Annotated in this window: 15 protein-coding genes; 13 read left to right on the forward strand and 2 right to left on the reverse strand. The window is 43.3% G+C overall.

What is annotated here, in order from left to right; translation table 11 throughout:
• Positions 1–56: 56 nt before the first annotated feature.
• The 8 genes from smc (at position 57) to ACROAE_RS13805 (ending at position 10,188) form a co-directional block, all read left to right on the forward strand.
• Positions 57–3,479, forward strand: a complete 3,423-nt coding sequence (gene smc / locus ACROAE_RS13770; protein WP_432402678.1) for a chromosome segregation protein SMC — start codon at positions 57–59, stop codon at positions 3,477–3,479.
• A gap of 21 nt (positions 3,480–3,500) precedes the next feature.
• Positions 3,501–4,607 (forward strand): cell division protein ZipA, encoded by a 1,107-nt coding sequence (zipA, locus tag ACROAE_RS13775; RefSeq protein ID WP_432402680.1) that lies wholly within the window; start codon positions 3,501–3,503, stop codon positions 4,605–4,607.
• 140 nt (positions 4,608–4,747) lie between these two features.
• Positions 4,748–6,760 (forward strand): NAD-dependent DNA ligase LigA, encoded by a 2,013-nt coding sequence (gene ligA, locus ACROAE_RS13780; protein WP_432402682.1) that lies wholly within the window; start codon positions 4,748–4,750, stop codon positions 6,758–6,760.
• A gap of 54 nt (positions 6,761–6,814) precedes the next feature.
• The gene (locus ACROAE_RS13785; RefSeq protein WP_432402684.1) at positions 6,815–7,333 is read left to right on the forward strand and encodes a DUF2919 domain-containing protein; all 519 of its coding nucleotides are present in this window, start codon (positions 6,815–6,817) and stop codon (positions 7,331–7,333) included.
• A 144-nt stretch (positions 7,334–7,477) separates the two neighbouring features.
• On the forward strand, positions 7,478–8,677 hold the full coding sequence (locus ACROAE_RS13790) for an HD-GYP domain-containing protein (protein ID WP_432402686.1): 1,200 nt from the start codon (positions 7,478–7,480) through the stop codon (positions 8,675–8,677).
• A 16-nt stretch (positions 8,678–8,693) separates the two neighbouring features.
• Positions 8,694–9,500: an NAD(P)H-binding protein gene (locus ACROAE_RS13795; RefSeq protein ID WP_432402688.1), complete on the forward strand. Its 807-nt coding sequence runs from the start codon at positions 8,694–8,696 to the stop codon at positions 9,498–9,500.
• Positions 9,501–9,550: 50 nt separating this feature from the next.
• Positions 9,551–9,784 carry an RNA-binding S4 domain-containing protein gene (locus ACROAE_RS13800; protein WP_432402690.1) on the forward strand — a complete coding sequence of 78 codons (234 nt, stop codon included), beginning with the start codon at positions 9,551–9,553 and terminating at the stop codon, positions 9,782–9,784.
• An 11-nt stretch (positions 9,785–9,795) separates the two neighbouring features.
• Positions 9,796–10,188, forward strand: a complete 393-nt coding sequence (locus tag ACROAE_RS13805) for a ribonuclease E inhibitor RraB (protein WP_432402692.1) — start codon at positions 9,796–9,798, stop codon at positions 10,186–10,188.
• Between the two features lie 147 nt (positions 10,189–10,335).
• On the opposite strand, the gene ACROAE_RS13810 is transcribed toward ACROAE_RS13805, so the two are convergent.
• Positions 10,336–10,536, reverse strand: coding sequence for a hypothetical protein (locus ACROAE_RS13810; protein ID WP_432385170.1), 201 nt, complete (start codon positions 10,534–10,536; stop codon positions 10,336–10,338).
• Between the two features lie 94 nt (positions 10,537–10,630).
• On the opposite strand from ACROAE_RS13810, the gene ACROAE_RS13815 reads away from it, so the two are divergent.
• Positions 10,631–10,837: a hypothetical protein gene (locus ACROAE_RS13815; protein WP_432402694.1), complete on the forward strand. Its 207-nt coding sequence runs from the start codon at positions 10,631–10,633 to the stop codon at positions 10,835–10,837.
• Between the two features lie 58 nt (positions 10,838–10,895).
• Here the strand turns inward: ACROAE_RS13815 and ACROAE_RS13820 are convergent, their stop codons facing one another.
• Positions 10,896–11,573, reverse strand: a complete 678-nt coding sequence (locus ACROAE_RS13820; protein WP_432402696.1) for an SDR family NAD(P)-dependent oxidoreductase — start codon at positions 11,571–11,573, stop codon at positions 10,896–10,898.
• A gap of 193 nt (positions 11,574–11,766) precedes the next feature.
• Here ACROAE_RS13820 and ACROAE_RS13825 point away from each other — a divergent pair, with 193 nt between their 5' ends.
• From ACROAE_RS13825 to ACROAE_RS13840, 4 genes are all read left to right on the forward strand, one after another.
• Positions 11,767–12,528: a TSUP family transporter gene (locus ACROAE_RS13825; RefSeq protein ID WP_432402698.1), complete on the forward strand. Its 762-nt coding sequence runs from the start codon at positions 11,767–11,769 to the stop codon at positions 12,526–12,528.
• Between the two features lie 70 nt (positions 12,529–12,598).
• Positions 12,599–13,942: an exonuclease subunit SbcD gene (gene sbcD / locus ACROAE_RS13830; protein ID WP_432402700.1), complete on the forward strand. Its 1,344-nt coding sequence runs from the start codon at positions 12,599–12,601 to the stop codon at positions 13,940–13,942.
• Entirely contained in the window at positions 13,939–17,631 is a 3,693-nt protein-coding gene (locus tag ACROAE_RS13835) for an AAA family ATPase (RefSeq protein ID WP_432402702.1), read from the forward strand. Before sbcD ends, ACROAE_RS13835 begins: the two co-directional genes overlap by 4 nt.
• 327 nt (positions 17,632–17,958) lie before the next feature.
• The gene (locus tag ACROAE_RS13840) at positions 17,959–19,233 is read left to right on the forward strand and encodes a peptidoglycan DD-metalloendopeptidase family protein (RefSeq protein ID WP_432402704.1); all 1,275 of its coding nucleotides are present in this window, start codon (positions 17,959–17,961) and stop codon (positions 19,231–19,233) included.
• Positions 19,234–19,289 lie beyond the last annotated feature (56 nt).

Here is a 19,289-nt window from a genome sequence, read left to right on the forward strand (position 1 = left end):
GCTCAATTGCTAAAGTGAGCTGCTTTTTCCTTTTAATGCGTACCTGAACTGGCAACATGAGATTAAAACAAATAAAACTTGCTGGATTTAAGTCGTTTGTAGACCCAACTAAAATCCCTTTTGATAACGCGTTATCAGCAATTATTGGCCCAAATGGCTGCGGCAAATCCAACGTGATTGATGCTGTGCGTTGGGTGCTGGGAGAAAGTAGCGCTAAAAATCTTCGTGGCGATTCGATGACCGATGTTATTTTTAACGGCTCATCTTCACGCAAGCCTATTTCTGTAGCCGGAGTTGAATTAGTTTTTGAAAACACTCAAGGGCGTTTAGCTGGGCAATATGCGAGTTATCAAGAAATATCAATTAAACGTCAAGTCAATCGCGACAGCGAATCAACTTACTTTTTAAACGGTCAAAAGTGCCGCCGTAAAGACATTACTGATTTATTTATGGGCACCGGGCTTGGGCCGCGAAGCTATGCGATTATTGAACAGGGAACGATTTCCCGTTTAATTGAATCTAAACCGCAAGAGCTGCGGGTGTTTATCGAAGAAGCAGCCGGTATCTCACGTTATAAAGAACGCCGCCGAGAAACCGAAAATCGCATTCGTCATACGCGTGAAAACTTAGCGCGTTTAAATGACATTAGGGTTGAATTAGGCGCACAACTCGACAAGTTATCACAACAAGCCAAAGCCGCATTACAATACCGCGAACTTAAAAATAGCGAACGTCAACTGCACAGCCAATTACTGGTTATTCGTTATCAAGAGCAACTTGCTCAAACCGATAAACTTGAAGCGGAATTAAGCGGGTTAGAGAGTCAATCTGAACAGCAGCAAAGCACCGCCCAACAGAGTGACACCAGTGTTACGCAGCTTAAACAGCAATTGGCTGAGTTAAGCGATGCTGAGCATAAATTAGTTGAGCAATACTATTTAACCGGCAATAACATTACTAAGCTCGAGCAACAGCTTAAGCATCAGCAACAGCAAGACTCGCAGCTGCAACAGCAAATCACGGCTTTGCAACAACAATTAGCCGCAGGTGAGTTGGCTATTGCGAGTTTGAACGACAACTACCAACAGTTAGTTGCACAAGCAGATGCCTTAACTCCGCATTGCGAGCAAGCTCAAGTTGCGCTTGAATTAATTGATGAACAATTATCTGTGGTAGAAGAGGCTTGTGATGATCAGCAATTACAGCTCACACAATATGCTGAAACTCTTGCGGCTAATAAAATGCAACTGGCCTTATCGCAATCAAGCTTAGCACACCAGCAACAAAGCTTGCAGCAAGACGAAAGCCAAAAGGTGCAACTAACTCAAGAGTTAGCTGCGCTAGAGCAACAAGAAAGTCACTCGCAATTAAGTGATACCCAAACACAACTAAGTCTTGTTGATACGCAGTTAGCTGAAACATTTGCCCAGCAACAACAAGGTGAGCAGCAACTTAGCACCGCGCAACATGCACTAGAGCTACAAAGAGATACTTACCAAACGCTTAAGCAAACCATGGCTCATCGCCAAGCTCGTTTACAGCTTATTGATGAATTGCTTGCCGGACACACACAATCGTCAGGCCAACAATTGTGGCAAGTAATACAAGTAAAACCAGGCTGGGAAAAAGCCGTTGATATGGTATTGCACGGATTAAGCCAATTACCGGTTTTATCCGCAGATGAAGCGCCTAGCCAAGCATTGATTGGCTTTGCTCAACAAACCAACCTGAACAATGATGCCTTTACGACAAAGGCTAATTTAGCGCCGTGGTTGTCGTCGGTCATTTGGGCACAAAATCTTGATGAAGCAACACAACTACTGCCACAAATTAATGATAATCAGTACATTGCCACTCAAGAAGGTTACCTCGTGGGCCACGGTTTTGTATTAAATCACACCCAAGCAGGGCAATCTGCCATCGTACTTAGCCAAGAGCGTGCAGTGTTAAGCGAACAATTGTTAACGTTAGACTCACAGTTGGCATCAGCGCAGCAAGCGTTAAGTGAACAGACCCAACAAGCCGCTGAGCAGCAAATACAATTAAGCCAGATACAACAACACTGTCATCAATTGCAAATTAGCCAAACAAAGCTGCAATCGACAGTGGCCAGTGTTCAACAGCAACTCAGCGATAAACAACAAAAACAACAAAAGTGCCAGGATACGCTTACCAAGCTTGAACAAGTCTATCGTGATAAACAAATGCAAATAGAAGCTTACGAAGCGCAAGTTTTCACTCAAGAAGATGCGTTGTCGACTGCCATTAATCAACATGAAGTCGCGCAATATGCATGGCAAAACAGCCAGGCAAAGCTGAGAGAAACCAAAAGTAAGCGTGCAGAAGCCCTAAGTCAATTAACACAGCAACAAGCTCAGCGACAACAACATGCCACTCAACAAGCGCTTAGCTTGCAACAATTACAACAACAAACTGAAAAACAGACTGAATTATCAAATCAGTACGCTCAGTTACAACAAATGTTGCAAGACAATCAACATCAGCGTGGTGAGCATCAATTAGCACAATTATCCGCTCAACTGACTGACGCACTTGAGCAACAGCAAGCCCTGCAGCGACAATTGCAACAAAATCGTGCTCAGCAATCCGAGTTGCAAACCAGTGTAGATAGCTCAGTATTGATGCAAAAACAACAGCTTGTAGTGTTACAGGACTTGACTCAAAAGATAAGCGCGTTAAAGTTACGTCGTGAGGGTTTAAAAGGGCAGGCCAATGCACAGCTACAATTGCTGCAAGAGCAACAAATTCAGTTGCAGCAGGTGGTTGCCGATATGCCAGAACATGCGAGTGCAAACGTGTGGGCAGAACAGCTAGAAAAGGTTAAACAAAAAGTTGTTCGCTTAGGCGCTATTAACCTTGCAGCAATTGAAGAATTTGAAACCCAGCGTGAACGTAAAGACTATTTAGACAGTCAAGATGATGATTTAAATAAAGGATTGTCTACGCTGGAAGATGCAATCAGAAAAATCGACAAAGAAACGAAAACCCGCTTTAAAGCAACATTTGAAGCGGTAAATCACGATTTAGGGCAATTATTTCCTAAAGTGTTTGGTGGGGGGAAAGCGTATTTGGCGCTCACCGATGATGACTTACTCGAAACGGGGGTCACTATCATGGCCCAACCACCGGGTAAAAAGAATAGCACCATACATTTACTTAGTGGTGGAGAAAAAGCGTTAACCGCTTTATCATTAGTCTTTGCTATTTTTAGACTAAATCCAGCACCTTTTTGTATGTTAGATGAAGTTGATGCACCTTTGGATGACGCTAACGTCGAACGTTTTTGTCGTTTATTGCAAGAAATGTCACAAAGCGTGCAATTTATTTATATCAGTCACAATAAAATAACGATGGAAATGGCTGATCAACTCATTGGCGTTACTATGCATGAACCGGGCGTTTCAAGGATAGTCGCAGTGGACATTGAAGCCGCAGTTGCCTTAGCCGATGCGGTATAAATTAGAAAGACAGGGATACTAATGAAAGATCTACAACTGGTGTTGTTTGTATTAGGCGCGATCGCAATTATTGCGGTGTTAGTGCATGGTTTTTGGTCAATTAGAAAACAACAACCTAAATCAATGAAGCAAAGTCCGATGGCCGGATTTTATAAAAACCAAGCTCAACGTCGTGACACTGAAGGTTTCGATGCGGATGGTATTGGCAAAGTTCGCGTACGCAATGCTGACGAAGTTGAAGCAACGGTGAATAAGCCTATTCTGAAAACTAATTTAAGCCAAAAACCGCTTAACTCACCCCAGATGACTCAAAGTAACACACCGTTACAGGATTCTTTACGCCAACCAGAACCCGTCACAGTGACACAACCTGTTCAGCCAACGCTAAATGTTGAAAATGATGCACCAACACCTACACCGCCTAGCGTGGCCCAAAGCGTGAGCTCAGCCATGAGTTTACCGAAAAAGATTTTTAATACCTCAACCAGCACGGCAAAATTAGAAAGTTATACCGGTAAACCCTTGCCAGCAAAAACAGAACCAGTGAAATCTGCACCTGTTCACGCAGAGCCTGCTAAGCCACGAGTACAAACGCCAAGCCAACCAGCCGTTAACGCAACAGCTGAACCCGTAACGCAGTCACCTCGCGTTGAGGCTAAGCCTACTGAAGCTGTACAGGTAAACGCTGAGCCCAAAGCCACGGTAACCGATGAGCCTATTGAACCTACCGATGTATTAGTGCTGCACATTGTGGCAAAGCCGGGTGAGCAAATTCATGGCGCAGAATTATTACCTAGTTTGTTGTCACTTAACTTTAAGTTTGGCGATATGGATATCTTCCATCGTCATATTGATAATGCAGGGACTGGCAAGGTGTTATTTTCATTAGCCAACATGTTAAAACCTGGCATATTTGACCCAGACAACATGGAGCAATTTGTCACCCAGGGGGTGGTATTATTTATGACATTACCCGCTTTTGGCGACCCAATGATGAACTTTACCATTATGCTTAACTCGGCCTATCAAATTGCTGATGACCTAGGCGCTGAGTTACTCGATGGCCAACGTCAACCCTGGTCAGATGCCATTAAAAAAGACTATATAAGACGTGTTAACGCCGCGTAAATAAGGCGGAATTTGTTGTGTTAACACCGCTTTAAGGCCGCAGCAGCGGCCTTAATTGTTTTACCCCTTTATTGGCATAACATCTCACGCTATGTGATAAAACGACTTTACGTTCAACTTGTATGACGACGGATACCCAAATGCACGCAATTCAAACCGAAATGGATCAACTGACTCAGACCATCAATCAGCACAATATTCGCTATTATGTTGATGATGCCCCCTCGATCCCTGACGCTGAATACGACAGATTAATGCAACGTTTGATCGCGCTTGAACGTGAATATCCGCAATTGACTTTGCCAGACTCGCCTAGCCAACGAGTGGGCGGTGTAGCATTGCAAAAATTTGCTCAAATCACCCATTTAAAGCCCATGCTGAGTTTAGATAATGCCTTTGAGCAAAGCGATTTTGACGCTTTCAATAAACGCATTACCGATAAAGTCGACCAGGTTGACTATGTTTGCGAACCTAAACTAGATGGCTTAGCGGTATCGATTACCTACCGAAACGGCATGCTTGAACGGGCCGCGACACGTGGCGATGGTTCAGTTGGCGAAGATATTACCGAAAACTTGCGTACTATTCGTTCTATCCCATTAAAACTACGCGGCGAAGGTTTTCCTGAATTAGTCGAGGTGCGCGGCGAAGTGTTTATGCCTAAAGCCGCATTTGAGGCACTCAACCAACGCCAAATGAGCAAAGGTGATAAAGTCTTTGTTAATCCGCGTAATGCCGCAGCAGGCAGTTTGCGCCAATTAGACAGCAAAATCACCGCGTCACGCGCCTTGGGGTTTTACGCCTATGCGCTTGGGGTTGTTGAAGGTGAATCGCAACCAATGCAAATGACCCATTTTGGCCAGTTAACCCAACTCAAGCAGTGGGGGTTACCGATGAGCTCAGAAGTGAAAGTTTGTGACAGTGTTGAAAAAGTCTTTGCTTATTATCAAGATATTATGACTCGTCGCAGTCAGCTTGATTATGAAATCGACGGCGTCGTCATCAAAGTTAATGACATTACTAAGCAGTTGTCTTTAGGTTTTGTTGCTAAAGCACCGCGTTGGGCCATTGCCTATAAATTCCCTGCACAAGAAGAAATGACCTTACTTGAATCCGTTGATTTTCAAGTTGGCAGAACGGGCGCAGTGACACCGGTTGCACGGTTAAAACCGGTGTTTGTTGGTGGCGTAACCGTGTCAAACGCAACATTACATAACGCAGATGAAATTGCCCGTCTTGGGGTCAAAATTGGCGACACAGTCATCATTCGCCGTGCAGGCGACGTTATCCCACAAATTGTCGCGATTGTGTTAGAACAACGTCCTGAAGATGCCAAAGAGATTGTATTTCCGCTGCATTGCCCGGTGTGCCAAAGTATTGTTGAACGATTAGAAGGTGAAGCGGTTGCGCGTTGCAGTGGCGGCTTATTCTGTGAAGCGCAGCGCAAAGAAGCGATTAAACATTTTGCTTCGCGTAAAGCGCTTAATATTGATGGTATGGGCGATAAGATTGTTGAACAACTGATTGATAAAGAGCTCGTTAAAACCCCCGCGGACTTATTTTCACTCACTGCATCGGCTATCACTATGCTTGACCGCATGGCCATGAAGTCGGCCACTAACATAGTTGCCGCCATTAAAGAAGCCAAAGCCACTACGCTGGCGAGATTTTTATACAGTTTGGGCATTCGTGAGGTTGGTGAAGCCACCGCTGCGAACTTAGCTCAACATTTTGCCGATTTTGAACGTATCCGCAGCGCCAATGTTGAACAGCTACTGGAAGTGAGCGATGTCGGTGATATTGTGGCAAAACACATTAGCCAGTTTTTTGCACAACCACACAATATTGAAGTCATTGAACAATTACTTGCCGCGGGCATTACCTGGCCAGCGATAGAGAAAGCAGATGAATCACAATTAAGCCTTAAAGGCCAAACGTGGGTGTTAACGGGCACTTTGACGCAACTTAACCGCAATGATGCTAAAGCACAGCTACAAGCTTTGGGAGCCAAAGTGGCTGGCAGTGTGTCTAAAAATACCGATTGCGTAGTTGCAGGTGAAGCCGCGGGGTCAAAATTGGCTAAAGCGCAAGAGTTAGGTGTTAAAGTGATCGATGAGCAAGGGTTATTAGACTTACTCAATGCAAGCAATTAATTTACTCAAGATGATCACTGTATTGATGTCTTTGGCTGCCGATAAGAGCTTATTGTGAATTTTAGTCATATTACCTGGCTCGATGAGCGCGGCCACATTAAACCGCCATTATTTTTATATTTGATTTTGGTCTTTTTAGCGCGTGGTTGGTGTATCTTTATTGCTTCACTGACTCAATTTAATGACCGTTCAGGTTTAGTGCGTTTGTTTTACCCAGAAAAAAGCGATTTTATTCTGGCATTAATTGCTGGAGTGGGTGCAGTATTACTCTATGGATTAGTGATAGCAGAGCGAAAACGCAGCTGGGTAATGTTAAGGCCCTTATTTAGCCGAAGTATTTGGTTGTTATGGGCTTTACTCATTTTAGATGCGGTGTTTTTAATGCAACGGATAGTACATGACGATTACTTATTTAAAGTGGGTTACTCGCTTGATGCACTTTTTTTATTTTGGTCTGTGATTTATGTACTAAAATCAAAGCGGTTGCATTATTACTTTGCAGATTGGAGCTTAGAAGATAGCGATGTGGCTCATGCATCGAAAACCGACACTGATACAAACACGTCGTTGTAAGCGATTTAGCAGTGAAATGACGGAGTTATATGCAATGTCAGCACCCAAATTATGAGATATAAACGACATAGATAACGACAATGTTAGTGTAATAATGACATTATCACTCAGGCCCGACTTGGCGAATGTGAAAGGAACACGACTTTGGCTAAAGCAGAATTAACACAAATACCTGTTTCTCAAATGGTTATTGGTTTAACCGTGAAGCTGCCTTTGTCGTGGACCAGCCATCCATTTTTCCGCAGTAAAGTGAAATTAGAACAACAAGTACAAATTGAGATGATTAAAGGTCTCGATGTTGATTTTGTTTATGTGATTGCTGGCCATGATTTATTGCCTGTCATTGAAACCCCTATCGAAATAGAACAACCGCAAGAAGAACCCGTTCAAGAAGTGGATTACCGCCCGCTGGTTAAAAAAAGTATGCGAATTAGCCAACAACGTTTTGTTAAATCGGTCAATGACAGTCGTACCGTGTTTGGAAAAGTGGTGAGCGATCCTGAAGGCACTTATCGTGAAGCGGCAACCTTAGTTGAAGACTTAGTTGAACATTTATACGAGAGTGAAACCCCGCACTTAACTCTTGTAGGCAGTGGCGAAGCCGATAAGAGTGTCACACATCATGGCATTTCAGTGGCAGTATTGGCCATGATGATTGCCCATGCTCTGGAGCTGTCAAAAGCCGAAGTGCGCGACATTGCATTAGGCAGTTTATTTCACGACATCGGTAAGCTTAAAGTGCCAGAAGACATTAGGCGTAAGCGCGGTGAATTAACGGATGTTGAAGCTAACTTTCTCAAAAAACACCCGAACTTTGGTTTTGAAATGTTAAAACGAAGCGGGTTGTTTCCAGATGCGATGCTCGATATTGTTTTGCATCATCATGAGTTTATTGATGGCAGCGGCTATCCCGATGGTTTAAATGAAGTCAAATTGTTAATCACTACCCAAGTCGTGTCATTGGCCAACGATTACGAAACGTTATTGTCCAAATACCACACGCCACAAATAGCACTGGGGATTTTATTTAAAAATCACAGTAGTAAGCACAGTGATAAACTCATTTCGGTATTGGTCAAAATATTAGGTATTTATCCGCCAGGTACCATAGTGCGCTTAACCGATGACAGCATCGCTAAAGTCATGATGACCACCGCTGACGTTAAACAACCGCATGTATGGTCTTGTGATATCACTGGCGGCGAGGCCAGTTTTCGGTTTTTAATTAACGAAGATGTGCAGGTTAAAGAAGTCATTAAGTTAGAAGAGTTATCGGAAGGTGCAATTAAAACACTCCAGGCCAATAATTCAATTAGCTTTTATTTTAATCATTTTAATCACTAAAACGGCTCGAGGCTCAATGAATACAATAACCCTTATTGGATGTGGATGGTTTGGGCTTCCTTTGGCAAAGCACCTCATAAACCAAGGTTTTCAGGTTAAAGCCTCAAAACGTCATGTTGATGATTTAGTTTCATTACCGCAAATGGGTATTGAAGGTTATCAGCTAGATTTAGCCAATGTCACCCTTGATGCTAAAGCTTCATCATTGTTTGATGCCGACGCCATTGTGATAAATATTCCTCCTGGGTTACGCCGTGGAGAATCTGACTACATTGCTTATTTAACCGAGCTTAAATCGCTAATGGGTACGAGGCAGTATCAAAAGGTGATATTTATTAGCACTACGGGTGTCTATCCCTCGCTTGACCAAACAGCGAACGAAGATGATGCCAGTGCATTTAATGGCATGAGTGAGACGTTATTACAAGCCGAGTCGATGTTTGCTTCAATGGCTAACAGTTGTATTGTTCGATTCTCTGGCTTGATTGGTCCTAAGCGTCACCCAGGACGTTTCTTTGCTGGTAAATCTGATGTCAGTGGTGCGAATGTCGCGGTTAATTTAGTGCATCTTGAGGATTGTATCGCTGCCGTTAGTTTAATTTTATCAACACAGGATACATTACCCATTTATAATCTAGCGGCGCCAATTCATCCTACTCGTGGTGAGTTTTATGTTGCAGCGGCAAAGCATCTTGGGTTAACTGCGCCAGAATTTAATCAACAATCACAACCGAGTAAAGTGATTGATGGCCAGTTAATTTGTCGTGATTTAGGTTATGTGTATCGTCAACCCAATCCACTCAAAATGCTTGATGCTTGCTAAACAAGCATAGGCTATAATAGCCGGCATATTTTGAATAAAAGGCAATTATTGTGACGACTCAAACTCAAGCGTTTGCATTACTTCCAGGTGATGAATTCGTAGAACTGTACAAAGTATTAAAAGTACAAGGCCTAGTCAATGGCGGCGGCGATGCCAAGCACGTCATTACTGAAGGACAAGTGACCGTTAACGGTGACGTTGATACGCGTAAACGTAAAAAATGCGTTGTTGGCGATATTATTTCGTTTAACGGTGCAAACATTGAAATTGTTGCTGCTCAATAAAGGACAAATACATGCAATTCCCAGATGATGACAACGGCCAAATGCTGGCGGCTATGGCTGAAGCCGGTATTGATTTAACTCAATCACTCGAAGTTGATTTCTTTTTGGTATTTGACGATCAACGTGATGCTGAATCCGCTATCGAAGCGTTAAGTAAAACCGACATGAACGGTGAGCTAGAGCTTAATTTCGACGAAGAAAGTACCAAGTGGGAAGTGATTGTATGCCTTCACATGGTGCCAGAATATAAAGCACTTGTTGCCAAAGAAACCGAATTGAATACGTTTGCACAAGAGTTTGATGGTGTTTCAGACGGTTGGGGTGTTATGCAGCATCAACATGGCGACGACGAGTTTGCTGATGATGAAGATGATCACGAATGCAGTGAGCATTGCCACCACTAGTACAGCCGCGTTTTACCTATTCATTGAGTCATCCCTCATTGAATAAAAAAGCCGTTAATGCCCAGCATTAACGGCTTTTTTATTTTTAACTTGTCAGCTCATCAATCGACTAACCAACTGATGGATTAATGGAAATAGTATAACAAGCTATTCTTTGATTTCTTCAACGACTTCTTTGGTTTCTCGGCCAATGGCTTTCACTGTGTCGCGTGTGCCGTGCCCAATGGCGGTGGTGACTTTTTTTGTCGTGTGACCTATTTCTTTGCCCGTTTGTTTTAATTCTGCGCATGCTGATAAGCACAGCATAATACTCAATGGGACTAATATTAAGATGACTTTTTTATACATTGTAGTAGCCTGTTATAAATGAGTGCTAAACGTATCATTTGCTTACTTTAACGATAATAATCTTGATGATACAGGGAAAAATTAAGGGAATACCATGGATGTTAATGCCACAAAAATTGGCCAAATTATATTTGTTATCACCGTTATCATGGTATTTTTTACCTTGAGATTTGCCAAGGGCAAAACGACAAACTTACCGTTAATTGGCTTTTATGCCATTTTGCTCAATGTTATTTTTGCGCCAGCTGGTTGGATATATTGCTGGTATTGGTCAACAAAGCCAATGTTGCCTAAAGAATAAACCTCGCGCACTCGTGAGTGGCAAATCCGTAAGGATGTTGCGCTAATATTGACGCAAGTTAACCACGGTTAATGGTTAAATCAGATACATAGCCGTGCTGAGTTGCGACTAAAGCATTTTTTAGCATTTGTGCTGCTTCATCGGCCGTCATAAAACTTGATGTGTCGATGTCCTTACCGCTTGTTGACCAAAAGTCGGTTGCCATTCCGCCAGGATAAACCGCAATCAACTTCATTGGGCTTGATTTTAACTCTAATCTCAATGATTCAACTAAACCTTTTACTGCCCATTTTACAGCGCAGTACGTTGACTCATTGGCTTTGCCCGCTTGTGCTGCCGTTGACATTACCACTACCACATTAACCTTATGTTCACGATAACGACTGACGAGCTCGCGTAATACCAAAATGCTTGATGTCAGGTTGTTGTTAATGAGTTGATTAATCGCTTGCGGGCTTTGTTGTTCAATAGGGCCAAAGTAACCACTACCCGCGCAATGAATTACCGTTGTTGGTGGTGCTGACAATTTCGAAAATAAATGATGCACATCTTCTGCTATGCATAAGTCTGCGACTTGGGTTACCACATTAGCTTGCTGAGTAGGGGTAAGCTTAGCGGTTACCGCTGCCAGTTTTTGTTCGCTGCGACCGCTAATGAGCAGTGAGCATTCATCTGCTGCATATTGTTGAGTCAGGGCTGCACCTAGGCCACTGCTGGCGCCAGTAATAACAATCATAATAAACCTTATGGCAAATATTCACTAAGCTGGTCACTATACCAATGCAGTGCTAAACCGCAATCATGGCGTGAGTTAAGCCAACGAGAATAAATTACCGGAACGCTTTGTATTTTGACGTTAAAGATTGTCTAATACTGCCTTGCTTATTGTCATACAGACAGTACATTTGTCGCTAATAACGAGAATTTCCATGTTTGAACTCACGCTCCAACTTGCGCTTATTTTATTTGCTGTTGCTTTAATTGCGGGTTTTATTGATTCAATAGCTGGTGGCGGTGGGTTACTCACTATACCTGCCTTAATGTGGGCCGGGTTACCTCCTGCCGCTGCGTTAGGCACCAATAAACTCCAAGCCTGTGGTGGCAGCTTTTTTGCCAGCTTGTATTTTGTCCGCAAAGGCATGGTTGATTTAAGCAGCATTAAGTTATCGTTAGTATGTGCTTTTGTTGGTGCGGCCATTGGTACTATCTTTGTGCAAATGATTGATGCAAAGCTTCTTGAGTTAGTGCTGCCATTTTTAATTTTAGCGATTGGCTGTTACTTTTTGTTTTCTAAAAAGATCAGTGAAGATGATCGCCAGCAAGTGTTTACGCCTACTATGTTTGCTTTTACTGCTGCGCTAGGTGTTGGCCTTTATGATGGTTTTTTTGGCCCAGGTACCGGTAGCTTTTTTGCCTTAGCCTTTGTATCACTTGCCGGTTTTGGACTTGCTAAAGCAACGGCTCACGCCAAATTACTAAACTTTGCTACCAACATTGCTTCATTAATTTTTTTTTTAATTGGTGGTCAAGTCGTTATCGTTTTAGGGCTAATTATGCTGGTAGGGCAATCTATTGGCGCAACACTGGGCTCACGTTTAGTGGTCACCAAAGGTGTTAAAATTATTAAGCCGCTGGTGGTGATTATGTCATTGGGCATGAGCATCAAATTGTTGTGGTCACAATATATGTAAATGCACTGTTGTAAGCGGTAAAACGTCAATCTATTTAGCATTAAGCAATACTTCAAATTAAAGGGATGTTATGCGCATTATTCACACATCAGATTGGCACCTAGGCCAATATTTTTACGGCAAAAGCCGCGCTGCAGAGCATCAAGCATTTATGCATTGGCTACTGAGCCAAATTGAGCAGCATCAAGTCGATGCGCTGATTATTGCAGGTGATATTTTCGATACTGGCACACCGCCTAGCTATGCCCGTGCGCTCTACAATCAATTTATTGTGCAAATTCAACAAACCGGTTGCCAACTGATTATTTTGGGCGGAAATCATGATTCAGTGTCGACCCTCAATGAGTCAAGACACCTGTTAGCCTGCCTTAACACCACCGTTATCCCCGGGGCATTTGACAGTATAAGTGAGCATGTTATTCCGCTTAAAAACCGTCAAGGTGAAGTGGGTGCTATCTTGTGTGGACTGCCGTTTTTGCGACCGCGCGACATGGTGCTCAGTGAGTCAGGAGAATCGTCTTTAGACAAGCAGCGCAAACTGGGTGACGCCATTAGTGATTTATATCAGCAGTGTTTTGAGCAAGCCTGTGCATTAAATGCAACGTTAGCAACACCGGTGGCAATAGTGGCAACTGGCCACTTAACCACAGTCGGTGCCAGCACATCTGAGTCGGTACGTGATATCTATATCGGCAGTTTAGATGCTTTTAACGCCTCGCATTTTCCGCCAGCTGATTATATTGCCCTGGGCCATATTCATCGCCCTCAAGTGGTGGCTAAGTCTGAACATATTCGTTATAGCGGTTCACCTATTCCATTAAGTTTTGATGAATTATCGAGTCAACATCAAGGCAATAAATCTGTTTTTCTCGTTGAGTTTACTGATGCAAAACTCAGCACCGTTACGCCATTAATGGTGCCAATGTTTCAAGCTATGCAAGTGCTAAAAGGTGATTTGGCCAGTATTGAACAGCAGTTATCTGCGTTTGATGACAAGCTTACAGGCGAGCAAACGATATGGTTAAGTATTGAGATATCGCAGCAAGACTACTTATCTGATCTGCAATCGCGCATTGCCGAACTCACTCAAGATAAAGCCGTTGAGGTATTGCAGTTAAAACGTGCCCGCAGTCAACGTCAGCAGCATATTAAACAACTTGATAATGAAACCTTATCAGAGCTTAGTGTCAGCCAGGTGTTTGCTCGCAGATTAGCTCAAGAGCAATTTGATAGTGAAGCTCAACAAGTGCAGCTTAGCCGGATTCACAATTGCTTTAATCAAGTGGTCGCCGAGATTGAGTCAGAGCGTAATCGTCCTGAAACCTCAGCAAGCCATGTAATGCAAGAATCTACTCACAAACTACACATGACCGCGAACACAATAGATGATGCGCAAGAAGGTGAGCAAGCATGAAGATTTTAAGCCTTCGCTTTAAAAACATTAATTCACTGAAAAATGAGTGGAAAATTGATTTTACTCAATCACCTTTTGCCGAAAATGGCTTGTTTGCGATTACTGGCCCAACTGGCTCGGGTAAAACCACCATTTTAGATGCCATTTGTTTAGCGCTTTATCATCGTACACCAAGATTAAATAATATCTCTAAAACCACTAATGAGTTGATGACACGCGGCACAGCAGAATGTTTAGCTGAAGTCGAGTTTGAAGTCAAAGGCGTGGCATATCGCGCTTTTTGGAGCCAACGTCGCTCGCGTGATAAAGCCGACGGTAATTTGCAAGATGCACAAGTTGAGTTGGCATTATTAAGCGATGGTAAAATCCTCGCCAGCCAAATTAAACGTAAAACCGAATTAGTCGAAGAAATCACTGGCCTTGATTTTGCGCGTTTTACTAAATCGATGATGTTGTCTCAAGGGCAATTTGCGGCGTTTTTAAATGCCGATGCCAATGATCGAGCCGAACTATTAGAAGAGCTGACTGGCACCGAAATTTATGGCTTAATTTCGGCGCGAGTGCACCAACACTTTAGTGAGGCTAAAACCAACTTAAAAGTGTTAGAGGCCAAATTAGGCAGCGTTGAGCTATTAGATGACTCTCAGCGCGCCACTCAGGAACTGCAAATACAACAACTTAACCAGGCATTAGACGCGCAGCAACAGCAGCTAGCGCAATTAAGTGCATTTTTAAGCTGGGCTGATAACAGTGCGCAAGCAAAAAACGCGTTCACACAGGCGAGTGAGCAACATCAGCAAGCACTGTTGCTACAACAACGTCATCTTGCTGAGCTTATTCAATTAGAGCACAGCGAACCTGCCCAGCAGATATCACCTTTGTTTGAACAACAACAAACGGCCCAAGCCAAAGTGGTGAGTTTAACCGCGCAAATGACTTCGCTGACACAACAAACGCAACAAGCTGAGACGGTGTTAACCCGCCACAAACAACAGCAAAGTGCGAGTCAGCAACAGCTTGACGAGGTGACTCAGGCGCACCAAGCCTTACTCACGTTAATTGATCAACAAGTGCAGCCGTTAGACCAACAAATCGCACAGTTGAGTTATCAATTGTCGCAGGTGGTTTCTACCCATCAACATACTGAGCAACAGCAACAAAACGCGGTTCAACAGCAGCAACAATTACAGGTGCAGCAAGAGTCTCTGACCTTAACTAAACAACAGATTCAACAACAGCTCGATAGCCTGCCACAAGGTGGGGAAGTGGCTAAAAAGTTCGCTGCTTGGCAGAGTCAATATGAGCAGGTACTGCAATTAAACCAGCAACGTGAACACATTAATCAACATGTTGCCAAACAACGGCTCACGATAAACCAAACAGACGCAACCTTAGGCGAGCTTACTCCGCAAATAAGTCAGGCTCAGGCATCGCTAACCCAAGCAACTGCGCAACAAGCAACCAGTCAAGATGCGTTAACCACCTTGCTAGCGGGTCAAGATGAGGCGCAGATTAATGCTGAGTATCAGCTATTACTGGAGCAGCAAACTGGCCGCTATCAATTAAGTCAGTTGTTTAACCAGTTTGAGCAGCAACAACAGCAATGCCTAGCGCTAACCCAACAATCCACGCAATGTGAGACAGAATTACAGGCATTAGCACAAGCGCTAACAAGGGTAAGGGCGCAGTGGAGTGAGAAAAGTCAGCAGGTCAAAGACGTGCAAATGCTGTTGCAGCAAGAACAACAAATTGCCAATTTGACCTTGGAGCGAGCCAAGTTAATCGCCGGCGAGCCTTGTGCTTTGTGTGGCTCAACGGAGCATCCGTTAGTTGAGCGTTATGAAACGCTTAATGTATCAGCAACCGAGCAGCGAGCGCTGCAATTGCAAACGGAATTAGAGGCAATTAAACAGCAGGGTGAGCAGCTTAAAAACCAGCAAACGGCTTTACACGTTAGACTTGAGCATGCGCAGCAACAACTAAGCCAGACTCAAACCCAATTACAAGCAACCCATGAGCAATGGCTGCAACAAACACAAGTGTTATCCATCTCGCTGCAATTAGATTTACAATACAAAGACGCATTAACCACTTATATCGCTGAGATTGAACATAAGCAACAGCAACTCGCGTTAACCTTGAGTCAGCTAAATCAAAGCCAAAAAACCTTACATCAACATCAACAAGTTTGTGTGCAAGCAGAGCAAGCGTTAAGCAAATGGGTTAACCAACAAGGTTTGTTGCAGCAACAACGCAATAATGTGCAGCAAACATTGCAAGAGCAGGAGCTACAACTTGATACGCTTAACCAGCAACAAGCAGACACGCTTGAATCCGTTGCCTTGCAAATTAACGCCAGCGGGCTGACAGCGCCGGATATTACGGATGCCACTAAGTGGTTAACGCAATTACAACAACAACTTGATGCATGGACACAAGCGCAACAGCAAGCGGTTGATAATCAACAGCAGTTAACCATCACCGGTGAAAAACTCACCGCAAGCCAACAGCATATGACAGAAGTTACAACGCAGTTGGCGTCGATAACAGAGCAGGTGTCTCACGCGCAAACTCAGCTGGATAATGTTAAAACACAGCGCCAATCCGTTTTTGCTGACAAAGTGATAGAAGATGAAAAGTCACGCAGCCAGCATCAGTTAGCACAGCGCCAACAGGCTTTATTGGCGGTGGAACAGCAATTACAACTTGCCGATAAACAACTTGCCAGTTTACAAGCACAGCAGCAAAGCATTACGGCGCAGGCCAATGAAGCCACTGCAGATTACCAACACCTGCTGCAACAGTGGCAGTCAGCACTGCAAGACAGTCCTTTTGCCGATGAAGCGGCGTTTAAACAAGCACGACTCACTCCACAAGAGCGCCAAAGGTTACAACAACTTAAGCAACAACTCGACAATGACATTGTTAAAGCAAGCACAATTGTTGAGCAAGCCAGTCTGCGTCAAACCGAGCTCATGGAACTTGGTGAGCAGCAACAATATAATGCCCAACGTTATAGTGACACAGAGCAACAACATCAAACATTAACCGCACAGCAGCAACAAGATAAACAAACGCTGTGGCGCTTAACTCACGAGCTCGAACAAGATGCAAGTAAACGAGCAGGGCAGCAGCAACTGCTGATTGAACAAGCTCAAATGCAACAAGATTACGATGACTTAGCCTACTTACATTCGTTAATTGGATCACAAAAAGGCGATAAGTTCCGCAAATTTGCTCAAGGCCTCACTTTGGATCATTTGGTTGCTTTAGCCAATCGTCAACTAGATAGGCTGCAAGGTCGATATTTATTAGAGCGTAAAGAATCCGATGCATTGGAGCTACAAGTGCTCGACACCTGGCAGGGCGACGCTGTGCGTGACACCAGAACCTTGTCTGGCGGCGAAAGCTTTTTAGTCAGCTTAGCCCTTGCGTTAGCACTTTCTGACCTTGTTAGTCATAAAACGAGCATTGACTCACTGTTTTTAGATGAAGGCTTTGGTACGTTGGACAGCCAAACCTTAGATACCGCATTAGATGCACTCGATAACTTAAATGCATCAGGCAAAATGATTGGTGTAATTAGCCATATCGAAGCGATGAAAGAGCGGATCAGCGTACAGATAAAAGTGAATAAAATGAACGGGCTTGGAATTAGCAAATTACCGAATGAATATGCCGTTAATTGAGTTTGATCTGCTTCAAGCTCCCGTGATAACTGCAATCGAGTTCAAACAAATTATTAAATAAATATCATTTTATATTTGTAATATGATTTTTTTTTGATATAAAAGAGCGTTGATATGCAATTTGAGTGCAAAAGTCCGTGTTTTAAACAGTTTTACCGGACGCCGTAGTATCAAATATTGGGTCATATTGATAACAAAAACGACGTGTAGGCACAGTATTAATCCGTTTAATCTCTGCCTCGCAATAACAATTTGCAGTAAAAGAAAAACAAAAAATATAAAGCGTCATCTTTTAGGGTGGATTAGACATTGCTAACGAGTAAAATTATGGGCTTTCAAAGGCCCGACGTAAGTTCGTTGAACTTACCTAACTTGCACAAGAAGCTATTGCTTGCAAGTGTGTTTGTTGTTGGAGCCGCATTGTTATGGCCCACCCAACAAGAGTTTTCATCACAACGTATTCCAGTGGCAATTGATATCGATTCGTTATTGCCACACATCGCTCTACAGGATCAATCCCCAGTTGCTGTTCATCAAGTTACCCCTATTCTAGACCGTGTTATCGAAACGGGTGACACCTTAAGTCATTTGTTTCAGCTTGCCGGTATCGACCAGCGCACCATGTATAAAGTGCTAGAAGCCGACTTAGAAGTGTTAGCGTTAGATACATTATTGCCAGGTAACCGCATCCAGTTTTGGGATAACGCTAACGGCGAGTTAGAAAAATTAGAATTATATTTTAATCCAGCACATCAAGTGGTGTTCACCCGTTTTGAAGACGGTAGCTTTGAAGTAAAAGACATCAACATTGATGGTATTTGGCAAAATCGTATTGTCGGTGGTGAAATCAACGGCTCTTTTTATGTTTCTGCAAAAAATGCAGGCTTAAGTGCCGGCGAAATTCAAAAAGTTGAATCACTCTTAAAAGCCAAGTTAAACTTTTCTCGTGAGCTTCGTGCTGGCGATACGTTTTCTGTATTGGTTAATGATCAATTTGTAGAAGGCGAGCCAACAGGCATGACCTCTATTGAAGGCATTCGCATCAATACGGGCCGTCGAGACATTACTGCGTTTCAAAATGTTGATGGTAATTTTTACGATATTAATGGTCAAAGCTTAGCCCCTGCATTCCAACGTATTCCTTTAGATCGCAAAGTACGCTTAAGTTCGCGCTTTAATCCAACACGTAAGCATCCCATTACCGGTCGTATTCGTCCTCATAATGGTACTGACTTCGCGACACCTATCGGAACTAAAGTTGTGGCTCCTGGTGAGGGAGTTGTCACTATGGTCACCAAACATGCGTTCGCCGGTAACTACATTGTGATTGAGCATGACAACAAGGTGCGTACTCGCTACCTGCATTTGTCGAAGTTTTTAGTCAAAAAAGGTCAACGAGTCACTCGCGGACAGGTTATTGCATTATCGGGTAATACCGGCGCATCTACTGGCCCACATTTACATTATGAGTTCATTGTAAATGGTCGCCCAGTTGATGCTATGAAAGCCAATATTGCAGAAGCAAAAGTGTTGCCGAAAAAGCAATTACAAGAGTTTCAGGCGCTAGTGCGTAGCCGCACTATGATGATGGACCTGGGTTAATGAATCCTCAATAACTCTGCTGTTTATTATCATGATGAAAACAATATAAAAATGCA

This window comes from Shewanella sp. MF05960 (assembly GCF_050849305.1).
Taxonomy (GTDB): Bacteria; Pseudomonadota; Gammaproteobacteria; order Enterobacterales; family Shewanellaceae; genus Shewanella.

What these genes read in the sequence shown, in the direction of transcription:
- zipA (WP_432402680.1), top strand. Translation starts at nt 3,501, where the DNA reads ATGAAAGATCTACAACTGGTGTTGTTTGTATTAGGCGCGATCGCAATT.
- ACROAE_RS13805 (WP_432402692.1), top strand. Translation starts at nt 9,796, where the DNA reads ATGCAATTCCCAGATGATGACAACGGCCAAATGCTGGCGGCTATGGCT.
- ACROAE_RS13795 (WP_432402688.1), top strand. Translation starts at nt 8,694, where the DNA reads ATGAATACAATAACCCTTATTGGATGTGGATGGTTTGGGCTTCCTTTG.
- ACROAE_RS13810 (WP_432385170.1), bottom strand. Translation starts at nt 10,536, where the DNA reads ATGTATAAAAAAGTCATCTTAATATTAGTCCCATTGAGTATTATGCTG.
- ACROAE_RS13825 (WP_432402698.1), top strand. Translation starts at nt 11,767, where the DNA reads ATGTTTGAACTCACGCTCCAACTTGCGCTTATTTTATTTGCTGTTGCT.
- ACROAE_RS13820 (WP_432402696.1), bottom strand. Translation starts at nt 11,573, where the DNA reads ATGATTGTTATTACTGGCGCCAGCAGTGGCCTAGGTGCAGCCCTGACT.
- sbcD (WP_432402700.1), top strand. Translation starts at nt 12,599, where the DNA reads ATGCGCATTATTCACACATCAGATTGGCACCTAGGCCAATATTTTTAC.
- ligA (WP_432402682.1), top strand. Translation starts at nt 4,748, where the DNA reads ATGCACGCAATTCAAACCGAAATGGATCAACTGACTCAGACCATCAAT.
- smc (WP_432402678.1), top strand. Translation starts at nt 57, where the DNA reads ATGAGATTAAAACAAATAAAACTTGCTGGATTTAAGTCGTTTGTAGAC.
- ACROAE_RS13835 (WP_432402702.1), top strand. Translation starts at nt 13,939, where the DNA reads ATGAAGATTTTAAGCCTTCGCTTTAAAAACATTAATTCACTGAAAAAT.
- ACROAE_RS13840 (WP_432402704.1), top strand. Translation starts at nt 17,959, where the DNA reads ATGGGCTTTCAAAGGCCCGACGTAAGTTCGTTGAACTTACCTAACTTG.
- ACROAE_RS13815 (WP_432402694.1), top strand. Translation starts at nt 10,631, where the DNA reads ATGGATGTTAATGCCACAAAAATTGGCCAAATTATATTTGTTATCACC.